General features: G+C 58.4%; 15 protein-coding genes and 1 pseudogene. 9 read left to right on the top strand and 7 right to left on the bottom strand.

All coding sequences use genetic code 11. The features are described 5' to 3' along the window. The 3 genes from TY51_RS12780 to TY51_RS12770 form a co-directional block, all read right to left on the bottom strand. Positions 1-702, bottom strand: a 702-nt coding sequence (locus TY51_RS12780) for a sialidase family protein (RefSeq protein ID WP_156118020.1), incomplete at its 3' end; no start/stop codon positions are given. A gap of 119 nt (positions 703-821) precedes the next feature. After that, positions 822-1,184, bottom strand: coding sequence for a hypothetical protein (locus tag TY51_RS12775; protein ID WP_052650160.1), 363 nt, complete (start codon positions 1,182-1,184; stop codon positions 822-824). Between the two features lie 10 nt (positions 1,185-1,194). Further along, positions 1,195-1,662 carry a MerR family DNA-binding protein gene (locus TY51_RS12770; protein WP_081994995.1) on the bottom strand — a complete coding sequence of 156 codons (468 nt, stop codon included), beginning with the start codon at positions 1,660-1,662 and terminating at the stop codon, positions 1,195-1,197. 151 nt (positions 1,663-1,813) lie between these two features. Here TY51_RS12770 and TY51_RS12765 point away from each other — a divergent pair, with 151 nt between their 5' ends. Next, entirely contained in the window at positions 1,814-4,264 is a 2,451-nt protein-coding gene (locus TY51_RS12765; RefSeq protein ID WP_081994993.1) for a heavy metal translocating P-type ATPase, read from the top strand. 171 nt (positions 4,265-4,435) lie between these two features. On the opposite strand, the gene TY51_RS21990 is transcribed toward TY51_RS12765, so the two are convergent. Further along, complete coding sequence (locus tag TY51_RS21990; RefSeq protein WP_139085845.1) at positions 4,436-4,954, bottom strand: aminotransferase class V-fold PLP-dependent enzyme; 519 nt, start codon at positions 4,952-4,954, stop codon at positions 4,436-4,438. A 73-nt stretch (positions 4,955-5,027) separates the two neighbouring features. Further along, positions 5,028-5,372 (bottom strand): helix-turn-helix transcriptional regulator, encoded by a 345-nt coding sequence (locus TY51_RS12755; protein WP_042250087.1) that lies wholly within the window; start codon positions 5,370-5,372, stop codon positions 5,028-5,030. 56 nt (positions 5,373-5,428) lie between these two features. On the opposite strand from TY51_RS12755, the gene TY51_RS12750 reads away from it, so the two are divergent. The 8 genes from TY51_RS12750 to TY51_RS12725 all read left to right on the top strand — a co-directional run bounded on the left by TY51_RS12750 (position 5,429) and on the right by TY51_RS12725 (position 10,625). Further along, the gene (locus TY51_RS12750) at positions 5,429-6,283 is read left to right on the top strand and encodes a cation transporter (protein WP_042250086.1); all 855 of its coding nucleotides are present in this window, start codon (positions 5,429-5,431) and stop codon (positions 6,281-6,283) included. After that, positions 6,280-6,780, top strand: a complete 501-nt coding sequence (gene lspA, locus TY51_RS12745) for a signal peptidase II (protein WP_042250085.1) — start codon at positions 6,280-6,282, stop codon at positions 6,778-6,780. The genes TY51_RS12750 and lspA overlap by 4 nt, the downstream gene beginning before the upstream one ends. 3 nt (positions 6,781-6,783) lie before the next feature. Continuing rightward, on the top strand, positions 6,784-8,031 hold the full coding sequence (locus TY51_RS12740; RefSeq protein ID WP_042250084.1) for a cytochrome P450: 1,248 nt from the start codon (positions 6,784-6,786) through the stop codon (positions 8,029-8,031). Between the two features lie 70 nt (positions 8,032-8,101). Next, positions 8,102-8,362, top strand: coding sequence for an SCO family protein (locus tag TY51_RS24555; protein WP_373960712.1), 261 nt, complete (start codon positions 8,102-8,104; stop codon positions 8,360-8,362). Continuing rightward, positions 8,335-8,448: a hypothetical protein gene (locus TY51_RS24550; protein WP_373960711.1), complete on the top strand. Its 114-nt coding sequence runs from the start codon at positions 8,335-8,337 to the stop codon at positions 8,446-8,448. Before TY51_RS24555 ends, TY51_RS24550 begins: the two co-directional genes overlap by 28 nt. A gap of 5 nt (positions 8,449-8,453) precedes the next feature. Beyond that, on the top strand, positions 8,454-8,786 hold the full coding sequence (locus tag TY51_RS12730) for a copper chaperone PCu(A)C (RefSeq protein WP_052650158.1): 333 nt from the start codon (positions 8,454-8,456) through the stop codon (positions 8,784-8,786). 92 nt (positions 8,787-8,878) lie between these two features. Continuing rightward, positions 8,879-9,616 (top strand): cytochrome c biogenesis CcdA family protein, encoded by a 738-nt coding sequence (locus TY51_RS21110; RefSeq protein WP_081994992.1) that lies wholly within the window; start codon positions 8,879-8,881, stop codon positions 9,614-9,616. Positions 9,617-9,716: 100 nt separating this feature from the next. Continuing rightward, on the top strand, positions 9,717-10,625 hold the full coding sequence (locus tag TY51_RS12725) for an MBL fold metallo-hydrolase (protein ID WP_042250083.1): 909 nt from the start codon (positions 9,717-9,719) through the stop codon (positions 10,623-10,625). A gap of 208 nt (positions 10,626-10,833) precedes the next feature. On the opposite strand, the pseudogene TY51_RS12720 reads toward TY51_RS12725, so the two are convergent. Together TY51_RS12720 and TY51_RS21105 are read right to left on the bottom strand one after the other, a co-directional pair. Further along, positions 10,834-11,106: pseudogene (locus tag TY51_RS12720) on the bottom strand (IS3 family transposase); the annotation flags it as partial. 4 nt (positions 11,107-11,110) lie between these two features. Continuing rightward, positions 11,111-11,556: IS30 family transposase (locus tag TY51_RS21105; protein ID WP_231559043.1), on the bottom strand; the 446-nt coding region annotated here is incomplete at its 5' end.

Below are 11,556 nucleotides of genomic sequence, written 5' to 3'. Positions count from 1 at the left end.
GACCAACGACAGGACCGCCTCGCCCTCTGGCAGCGGGGCCTCGGACGGTGGGGCATCCTGCGAGACCAGCGCATCCATGGCGTCACCGGGCTGAACATCCTGCCACCGGCAGAAGCAGTCGGGCACGCGGGTCAGACCGGTCTCGGTGCCCGCATAGAGCCAGATCCCGCCCATGCCGCTCTCCAGATCGACAGAGGTCAAGGCCAGCGGATCGCGCTCCGCTTCATTGAGCCAGGGGCGGTCCATCGCCAGGCTCCAGGACTGGCCTGCATCCTCCGACATCCACAGCCCGTCGCCCTCCAGCGCGGCGTAGAAGGTGTCAGGGGCGCGGGTAGCCATGGCGATTGCCAGAACCTTGGCCTCAGGCAAGCCGTCATCGCGGACCTGCCAGATCTGTCCGCCGTCGTCCGACAGGGCGATGCCTCGATCGAGGGCGGCAAGGATGCGGCCGGAAAGCGCGGGATGGGTTGCCAGCGCAAAGACGGGTCCTGGCGCGGCAAGCGCCGCCCAGGAGCGACCGGCATTGTCGCTGCGGAAAAGACGGTCGGCTGCAAGCAGGATGCTGTCGCCGTCGAATGCCACCGCTCGGGGGGCCGGAATGGATGCGATGCTCGACAACGGAAGCGCCAGAATGCTTGCCGCACTTGCGGCAGAGAAGAGAAACAGGCGACGCGAAAGCATCGAAGGTGATTTGGGTGACATGGGACTACCTCATGATCCGGGTCGGCTGCTGGCAGTCGCGCTTTGGGGCGAGACAGGACCAGACCGGAGGCTGACGCCTCCACGGGACCGGCTTTTGACGCATCACGCGCCAAAAGCGGTCAGATCAGAGGATTGGATCGTGGGGGGTCTCGGAGCGGCAAATTGCCGACGCCGCTGAGCTTCACATCGCTGAACTGCTGCCGCAGGTCATGCGTCGTGGGTCTGAGTTCAGGCGTGTCGGCCTCAGGAACGGCAGCGAAGCCTCCTGCCGAACAGACAAGATCGCACACTGCAGTGCCTGCTCCGTCTTCGTCGCCGCAGGCATTGCAATCGGCGGAACCCATACTGGCAGGATCCATGTCCGACATCTCGACCATAGCCATATCAACTGCCATCGTGCTCGCTCCAGCCGCATGCACGACTGACCCTGCCGCAAATACGGCAAGCACAAGAACGAGAAGCATGCGGCTGAACACGGTCATGGCGCTTAATCTATGCCTTCTTTCCAAGAGAATCCACTGCCGACTCTTCGCGACAATGTGAGAGGGACATTTCCTTGTCCTCTGAACTGCTTTGTCCTTGCGCGAGGTCGTTCAGGATAGGGCATTCAGGCCGATTTCCCTGATCACAAAGGGCGACCAGGCGTTGAAGCGTTGCGGTCATACTCTGGAGCTCCACGATCTTCTGCTCCACCCGGAAAATATGATGCCGGGCGATCTCCTTTGCGTCGGCAGCCGCAGATTCACGATCTTCGTAGAGAGCCATCAGCTCGCGACAGTCTTCCAGGCTGAACCCAAGCGATCTGGCGCGGCCAATGAACTTCAGCTTGTGAAGGTGGTCCTCCCTGAACAGCCGATAGCCATTGCTGCTCCGTTCAGATCGCACCAGGCCGATGTCCTCGTAGTAGCGGATCGTCTTCACGGGCAGACCGCTGCGTTCCGACACGTTGCCGATGTTCATGCCGACCTCCTTCATCCTTGCTCCCCAGATAGGGCCTCCACCTACTGGAGGGTCAACAGGTCAAAGTTCTTTTTTGCACTCCCTTGACCTTCCAGTGGCTGGAGGCCCCAGATTGATCCCGGAACAATGCCTTTGCACAAAGGAGAGCCAGATGAACAATCCGGATGCCCAGAAAGCCACAGTGCGCGATCCAGTCTGCGGCATGACGGCCGACGCAGGCAGCAGTTTCCACCACGAGCACGCAGGCCATCTTTACCATTTCTGCTCGGATGGATGCCGTAACAAATTTGCGGCCGAGCCCGAAACCTATGTCGAAGCCGTTGATCCGGTTTGCGGGATGTCAGTCAACCGCGCGACGGCGCAACATCTGTCGAAGCACGAGGGCGAGCGCTTCTACTTCTGTTCACCTCGCTGCAAGGATAAGTTCGATACCGCGCCAGCGACCTATCTGAAGGGTCGGCCGACGCCGGAACCAATGCCCGCAGGCACGACCTATACCTGCCCCATGCATCCAGAGATCGAGCAGGTCGGCCCTGGAGATTGCCCGATCTGCGGAATGGCCTTGGAACCAAAGGGTGTCCCTCAGGGAGACGAGGGCCCGAACCCGGAGCTGGTGGATTTTACCCGCAGGTTCCGGGTGGGCCTCGTGCTGACCGTGCCGGTGGTGCTTCTGGCCATGGGGGGCTATATCGGCCTCCCCCTTCGCAGCTGGACCGGCGAGCGGGCCGCGCACTGGCTGGAACTGATTTTGGCGACGCCGGTGATCCTGTGGGCCGGTTGGCCGTTCCTCGTGCGCGGCTGGAAAAGCTTTCGCAGCATGAACCTGAACATGTTCAGCCTGATCGGCATGGGGGTTTTCGCCGCGTGGAGCTTCAGCACGGTTGCTGTCATCGCGCCACAGCTGTTCCCGGCCGGTTTCCGTGATGCGGAAGGAAATGTTGGCATCTATTTCGAGGCTGGGGCCGTCATCGTGGTTCTTGTCCTTCTCGGGCAGATCCTCGAACTGCGGGCGCGCGAACGGACAGGATCGGCGATCCGGGCGCTTCTTGATCTTGCCGCCAAGAGTGCTCGTGTCATCCGCAAAAACGGTGAGGAGGAGGAGGTCCCGCTCGAAGACGTGCAGATCGGCGACCGCCTCCGTATCCGGCCAGGCGAGAAGGTTCCCGTTGATGGCGAGGTGGTGGACGGGCGTTCCTTCGTTGACGAATCCATGCTCACCGGCGAGCCGGTTCCCGTCGAGAAAGCTCACGGCGATCCGGTGACAGGGGCCACCATCAACGGCAACGGAAGTCTGATCATCGAGGCCAGGCGCGTGGGCAAGGATACGATGCTTGCGCAGATCGTGGAGATGGTGGCAGCGGCACAGCGGTCGCGTGCCCCGATCCAGAAGCTCGCCGACGCGGTGGCGGGATATTTTGTCCCGGCTGTTATCGCCGTTGCGATCTTGTCCTTTATCGCCTGGTCGATTTGGGGTCCGGCCCCCGCCCTGGCCTATGCACTCGTCTCGGCCATTGCTGTTCTTATCATCGCCTGCCCCTGCGCCCTCGGGCTTGCGACCCCGATGTCGATCATGACGGCCACCGGCCGAGGCGCTCAGGCGGGCGTTCTCATCAAGAATGCCGAAGCGCTGGAGGCCTTCGAGAAGGTCGACACCCTGATCGTCGACAAGACCGGCACGCTGACGGTCGGCAAGCCGGAACTTGCGGCGCTTCTACCAGAACGGGGTCATGACGAGAACGAGATTCTGCGTCTCGCGGCCAGCCTGGAACGAGGATCTGAGCACCCTCTGGCCGAGGCCATCGTGCGCGGTGCCGAAGCTCGCGGATTGAGCCTGGCACAAGCAGATGACTTCGAGGCTGTCACCGGCATGGGGGTCAAGGGCGTGGTCGACGGAAAATCCGTTGCTCTTGGCAATGCCAGGATTCTGGCCGAACTCGGGATCGATGCACCGGCCGCGGCCGAGGCTGCGAACGCACGCCGGGACGAGGGCGAAACCGTCATGTTCATCGTGGTCGACGGAGTGATTGCAGGTCTGGTCAGCGTTGCAGATCCCGTCAAGGAAACGACGCCCGAAGCGTTGAAGGCGCTGCGCGAACTGGGTTTCCGCATCGTGATGGCGACGGGCGATAACGAGCGCACTGCCCGCGCCATCGCCGGACGCCTCGGGATCGAAGAGATCCGGGCCGACGTGTTACCCGAGGACAAGGCCCGGATCATCCGCGATCTTCAGGCTGAGGGTCGCAAGGTCGCCATGGCCGGAGACGGAGTCAACGATGCGCCGGCACTCGCTCAGGCCGACGTGGGCATCGCCATGGGAACAGGTGCCGACGTTGCCATCGAAAGTGCCGGGATCACCCTGCTGAAAGGCGATCTTGGTGGCATTGTACGCGCACGGCGCTTGTCGCAGGCGACCATGAGCAACATCCGGCAGAACCTGTTCTTCGCGATGATCTATAACGCGGCAGGAGTGCCGGTGGCAGCCGGTCTGCTCTACCCGTTCTTCGGACTGCTCCTTTCGCCGATGTTCGCCGCAGCGGCGATGAGCCTGTCCTCCGTTTCGGTCATCGCCAATGCATTGCGCCTGAGAGGTGTGAAACTGTGAAGAGAGGTTGCCGGGATTACCGGCAGGACCGTGACAGCGGAGTATCCATCGCCGAGGATTTGGCGATGGATACGGCAATTATCATTCATTCTGTTCAGTCTTGGAAATAGGCCAAAGGCTCAGTTTCAGGCCCGAGGCGAATACAAAGGCTTTGGCCCGGTCGTTTCGGGTTCATGCCGCGCCCAGGGAAAAGGCCGAGGCCGTGTTGCTTTTCCAGCCAAGAGCGCTGTAGTCGCCACTTTCCCGCTCCTGGCTGTAGATCCCGTTGAACTGACCGGCGGCAATCTGTTCCAGGGCAATGGCAAGCTGATCGATGTCATCGGTTGAATTGTACATTCCGAAACTGATCCGGACCATTCCAGGCACTGTGCGGCGGTCGCCCCGGGCCATGTCAATGCGTACCTTCTCGACCGCGTCTGGCGAAAGTCCAAGCAAGCGGATCAGGTACGGATGGGCGCAAAAGCAGCCGCTTCTGACGCCAATCCCATATTCAGTCGCAAGTGCAGCCGCAACAAGCCCATGCGGCTGAGATGTCAGCGTGAATGGAATGACCCCCAAACGATCATGACCATCACCCGCATAGCCAGTTCCATGAAACTTCAGGCCCTCGATCCGCCTAGTTAGGGAATATTCTTTTTGAGTGATAAGATGAAGGACTGGATTTTCACGGCGAGCGCGAGCCGCCTGCAATAGCTGTCGGCAAGCTGTGCCTTCGAAGCGCTACGGTGCATCATGCCGTGTGTGTCGGTCAAAATTTGATCGTTCATTCCCCACGATAATTGTTACACGCGTCAACACCCTCTGAGACCACGTCGAGAAGTGAGTCTACATCGCTCAGAAGGACCGTGATGCGCGGGCTGCTGATACGGTAGCGGATGAAGCGCCCATCGCGGTCGCTGGCGACAAGCCCGCAGTCCAGCAGGCACCTCAGGTGGTTGGAGACGTTGGGTTGCGATAGTTCCGTCCGCTCGACGATCTCGTGAACGGCCAATGGCTCATTGCAAAGTGCACCGAGAATGGCCAGGCGGCTCGGGTCCGCGAAGCCGCGGAACAATTTCGCCCGTCGCTCGATGGTCGCGCTCTTGCGGTCATCGACGATTTGCACCATATCACTCCTCGCTGATATGTTGTTCTTCGATTCATCCTAGCAGGAATAGCGCGACCATGGCCAACACCGAAAGAGCCGGATCGACGGCTGATGCCCCGCCCTTCCGTTACCGGGTTTCCGGTATGGATTGCGCAAAGGATGCCGCGCAGATCGAACGGGCGGCGCAGTCGGCCGGAGTAGCGCCCGACGATGTGAAGGTGTCGGCCGCAACGCACATCATGACACTGAACGCCTCCGAGGCGCGCCTGCCAGATATCGAAAAGGCCGTTGCGGTGACCGGTTACGGCTTCGACCGGATCGAGGGCGATGGAGATATTCCGCCGAATCCGGCCTATCAGGACCCGGCCTACCGACGCGCCCTCTGGATCGTCGTGATCCTGAATGTCGGTTACGGCGCTCTTGAAATGATCGGCGGGTTCATCGCCGGGTCACAGGCCGTGAAGGCTGACGCGCTCGATTTCATCGGCGACGGCGCAATCACTTTTCTTGGCCTGCTGGCCATCGGCTGGAGCCTTTCCTGGCGGGCGCGGTCGGCTCTGATCCAGGGCATCTTCCTTGGCCTACTCGGTCTTGGCATTCTCGGCACAACCATCGTACGTGTCTTCGAACCGACGACGCCAGATGCAGGTCTCATGGGCCTGCTCGGTATCATTGCCCTTGTTGTGAACGTCGTCTCCGTTCTGCCGCTGCTGCGATTCCGCAAGGGCGACGCGAACATGCGGGCTATCTGGCTGTTCTCGCGCAACGACGCTGTTGGCAATGCAGCGGTCGTCATCGCCGCTGGTCTCGTGGCGTGGCTGGGCAGCGCGTGGCCCGACCTTATCGTCGCCTTTGGTGTCGCCGGACTGTTCCTGCACTCCGCTTGGGCGATCATCCGAGACGCGCGGGCCGATCTGAAGGCAACGGCATGAACAGTCGCGTTCTTGGTGGGCTCTGCGCAATCGCAGCGCTCGGTCTCGATCAAGGCACCAAGGCGCTCGCCCTGACTACACGTGAGCTTGAGAGCGGGGTTGAGGTTCTACCCTTTCTTAACCTCGTGCGGGTTCTGAACGATGGGGTCAGCTTCGGTATGCTCGGCGGGTTCGTACCGTGGTGGGGTCTCGTCGCGCTTGCTAGCGTGATTGTGGCATGGCTATTGATCTGGTTATGGCGCGCGCCGGACAGGCTAACAGCTGCCGCTCTCGGTCTGATCATCGGCGGCGCGCTCGGCAATATTCTCGATCGCGTGCGCTATCAGGCCGTTCCGGACTTTCTCGACTTCCATTACGGATCATACCATTGGCCGTCCTTCAATCTTGCGGACGTAACGATTTTCTGCGGCGCGGCCCTGTTGTTCTGGGACAGCTTCCGTTCTGCGAAGGACAAGCTTGGTCAGGGTCAACGCAAGGAAAACACAACGGGGGTGTAACCGATGTTCGGCATACCATCTGCGAAAGGCTTTGACAGCACATTCGCCCTGCTGCGCAACCCATATGGGTTCATTTCGGAGACCTGCCGCGCACTCGACACAGACCTGTTCGAAACCCGCATCCTCCTTCAAGAGACGATCTGCATGACCGGCGCGGCGGCGGCAGAAGCCTTCTATCGGGAAGACCGGCTCATCCGCGCAGGCTCGATGCCAGGCCGCATACAGAAGACCCTGCTGGGGCAAGGCGGGGTACAGGGATTGGACGGCGAGGCTCATCAGCACCGCAAGAAGATGTTCATGTCACTCATGGGAACCGAGCGGATCGCCGCGCTTCAAAGCACGTCGCTTCACATGCTGAAAAAATATGCGCCGGACTGGAAGGCGAGGAACGAGGTCGTCCTCTATGACGAAGTGCGCGAAATGCTCACAAGAGCTGTCTGCGCTTGGGCCGGGGTGCCGCTTGATGAAGCTGAGGTGGAGACCCGAACGGCGCAGCTTACAGCGCTTTTTCAGGACGCCGGGGCCCTTGGCCACAAACATTGGGGCGCGCGTCTGGCGCGCCACCGCCTGGAAAAATGGGCAGCACGCCTAATCCAACAGGTCCGCAATGGTGAGCCTCAGCCGACGCAGGAAAATGCCCTTCATGTCATTTCGACATGGCGCGATCTCGATGGAGAGTTGTTGACCCCCAGGGTGGCCGCCGTAGAAATGTTAAATGTCCTGCGTCCGACCGTTGCGGTATCCGTGTTCATAGTTCAGGCGGCGCATGCTTTGCATCGGCATCCCGAATGGCGGCAAAAGCTGAAGGATGACGAGGGACAGCTTGAACCTTTCGTGCAAGAGGTCCGCCGTCTGTATCCGTTTTTTCCTGCGGTCGCGGCACGGGTAGAAAGCGCATTCGAGTGGCGCGGGCATCACTTTCCGGAAGGGTGCAGGGTCTTGCTCGACCTCTATGGTACGAACACCGATCCGCGTTCATGGGATGCGCCGCTTGAGTTCCGTCCAGAACGGTTTCGGGGCCGCACCGAAAACCCCTATGACTTCATCCCACAGGGCGGTGGCGACCACTATATGAACCATCGCTGCCCGGGCGAATGGATCGCGATCAGCCAGATGAAAGCGTTTTGCAGATACTTGGTGAATGAGATCGACTACGATGTGCCGGATCAGGATCTGGAACTTGAAACCGGAGAGCTACCGCCCTTGCCGACATCCCGGTTCATCATGCGCAACGTCAGGTGTCTAGATTAGCTTCTGCAACATCCTGGTCTTTTTCGGTTTCACGAACTGTCCCGACATCTGCCCGACAACCTTGGCCGAGGTGGTCGCTCAGGTCATGGACGATCTGGGTGAACTGTCCAACGACGTGCAGCCGCTCTTTATTTCGATCGACCCCGAGCGCGACAGAGAGCTGGGCCTCGACGAGTATACGAGGCGTTTCACCCTTCCATTGTCGGCTTGGCCGGGGATGCGGCACAAACTCGCGCTGCGGCGGACAGCTTTCGCATCTATTACGAGCGTGAAGACAACGCCGACGCGCCTGATGGATATGCCATGTCCCACAGCCCTGCCCTTTACCTGATCAGTCCCGAGGGGGACTGGCTTGGCCAGTTCACCTACGGCACGCCCGCCTCCGAAATCGTCGCCGACCTTCAAGCCAGATTGTGACCCACATGAAACGCATCTTTGCCACCCTCGCTCTGATCGCCGCTGCGGGCCCTGCTTTGGCCTGCGAAACCGTTACAACCGGTGCGTTGGAGGTCTCTCAGGCCTGGTCCCGCGCCTCCATTGGCATGGCGCGACCCGGCGTGGTCAATCTGACCATCCGCAATTCCGGCACGGCAGATGACACGCTGATGTCCATCACCACACCTGCGGCGGATATGCCGATGCTCCACCAAACGGTCATGAATGATGGCGTCGCATCAATGCCTTACGCCATGCAGGTTCCGTTTCCAGCCGGGGAGCAGGTCGCGTTGGGCAAAGTGTCCATTCGGTCATGTTAAAGCAAGGTATGTATCTAGCCGTTCTTTTGAACATTTGTTGCCGATGACGGCCATCGCAATAATAACTGAATAACTAAGGAGTAGTCGCCAGCATGCTTGAAATATCTGGAGTAGGTGTATTTGCTGCTTTTCTTGCCGGTGCCATCTCATTTCTGTCGCCTTGTGTTCTGCCGCTCGTACCAGGCTATGTTTCATACATCGCCGGTCAGGATCTTGGAGAGGCAAGGCGCAATAGTATGTCAGCCCGCCTACCAGCTATCGCCCTCAGTGCCTGTTTCGTACTTGGGTTCTCAACAGTTTTCATCCTTCTTGGTGCGGGCGCTAGCATGCTCGGGCATCTGCTTCTTGTTTACCACTATGAACTTAGCATCGTAGGCGGCGCGTTCGTCATCGCTTTTGGGCTATTCATGCTGGGCATATTTCGTAGCAGCCTATTCTCCAGAGATCTTCGTCTTAGCTTAGATGTTTCCGGTGGACGCCCGCTTGGGGCTTATCTCCTTGGGTTGGCCTTTGCCTTTGGCTGGACTCCCTGCATTGGCCCGATCCTTGGTGCAATTCTAACAGTAAGCGCCAGCTCATCGAAAATGACGGACGGAATTTTACTTCTTTCTATCTACTCTGCAGGGCTTGGGGTCCCCTTTCTTCTCGCAGCGATCTTTATTGATACAATTACTAAGCGCCTCAAAAAGTTTGGGAGTGCGGGACGTGTTCTCTACAAGGTCGCAGGGGGAGTCATGGTTATCATGGGGCTAGCAATAATGACGGGACAGTTACCACGCCTTGCCTACTGGCTGCTAGATAATTTTCCGGCTTTGGGTAGCATTGGATGAAATGGCGTATTGTCTGTATTACAACATGACAATACGTGTCTAATCGATCCTCTCATCTAATAGTTAAGATAAAAAAATAAAAATCTATGGAAAAGCAGCTATGACCGAGTATCATCATTTGACCCGCCACTCTCCAACCACCGGCCGCGGTAGCCCGGATGTCTGGGGTATATATGAAGGGGCCAGCGGCTCGATTCAGTATGTTGTCGCTTGCCCAGAGACTAAGGCCGCAGTTGTTATCGATACCGTCCTGAATTTTGACCCTGCCGCTGCCCGCACCTCTACTGAAAGTGCTGAGCTAACATTAGCACTGATCCAAGAGAACGGGCTGGTATTGAATCGGATTCTTGATACGCATCCGCACGCTGATCACCTTATGGCATCCCACTGGCTTAAGCAGCGCACCGGCAAGCCCAACGCAATCGGAGAGAAAATCCAAAACATCGCCAAGCTTTGGCGCGAATACTACAATGAGCCGGAAGCTTTCCAGCCCGAGCGTTATTTTGACTTGCTCTTTGCGAACGGTGATACGTTTGAAGTTGGCTCTCTATCCTTCCGTGTCATACTCTCGCCTGGCCATACATTGGGTTCTATCACGTATATTGTTGGTGACGCAGTCTTTGCTCATGACACACTTATGTATCCTGACGTGGGCTCATCCCGTGCCGACTTTCCCGGAGGAAGCGCGGCTCAGCTTTGGGAATCAATTCAAGAAATTCTTTCATTTCCTAGAGAAACTCGTATTTTCATTGGACATGACTACGGTACCGATGAGCGTCCCGAGCCGATGTGGGAAGCGACAGTGGATGAGCACTTGAAATTTAACAAGCATGTGAAGGAAGGAGTAACGAGGGCAGATTTTATTGCGGCTCGTGAAAAGCGGGATGCCGTACTCAGCTTGCCTGATCGTATGCTATACGCCCTTCAGGTCAACTTGCGCGGCGGCGCGCTTCCAGCGCCCGAAGCCGATGGCAACAGTTACCTCAAGATCCCCATCAACAAGTTCTAATAGCCTCTAGGTATACTTACCTGATCACAGGCAGATTTGTGCAAAAATCCCTGAGCTACCAGAGAACTGCTATCAATCTTTCAGCCGTCTGAGCCTATAGGTTTTTGTGGCATTGACGGAATGGCAGTCTCTGTCATCCACTACCATTCATCAGGCTCCTTTAGCAGAAGTGGACCTGTCGCGGTCCTGTTCCGATCAGGTGCTCATGTTAAGCGGCCTTTCGTTCGAATGCCACGGGGCTTTTCCAGCCCAAGGCTGAATGTCTGCGGCGGAAGTTATAGAATCCGTTGATGTATTCGAAGAGGGCAACTTCGACCTCCCTGCGGGTCTGCCAGTTTCTGCGCCAAACCATTTCCGCCTTAAGGGATTTGAAAAAGCTCTCGACAGCAGCGTTGTCGTAGCAATTTCCCTTTCCACTCATGGACGCGGTCAGGCCGTGGTTCCGCATAATTTTTTGGTAGTCATGGGAACAGTATTGGGCGGACTCAATCGGTCGTCGCAACATGGTCAGTTTCGGCGTTCGTGAGCAGCGCGTCCAGTGCCTCTGCCGGGGTTCTCCAGCCGAGGGTTTTGCGCGGACGCCCGTTGAGCGCAGCTGCAACAGCTTCGAGGTCATCAGGACCGTGCAAGCTAAGATCGGTTCCCTTCGGAAAGTATTGGCGCAGCAGGCCATTGGTGTTTTCATTTGTGCCGCGCTGCCATGGGCTGTGAGGATCGCAGAAGTAGACCGGCAGATCAGCGGCGACGGTCAGTTCAGCATGACGGGCCATCTCAGCCCCCTGATCCCAGGACAGCGAACGCCGAAGATGGCGCGGCAGATGAGATGCGACGTCACGGGGGAGCTCCTCGATCTGTAAACACCGAAAAATCATGGCGTGTCGCATTTCAAAATAGAACCCAGGTTCTACACATATGTTGCAACCAAGTAGAA

The organism is Paracoccus sp. PAMC 22219 (assembly GCF_000787695.1).
GTDB lineage: Bacteria > Pseudomonadota > Alphaproteobacteria > Rhodobacterales > Rhodobacteraceae > Paracoccus.
The sequence above is the reverse complement of the archived record's forward strand: the minus strand, read 5'-3'. Positions and strand labels throughout refer to the sequence as shown.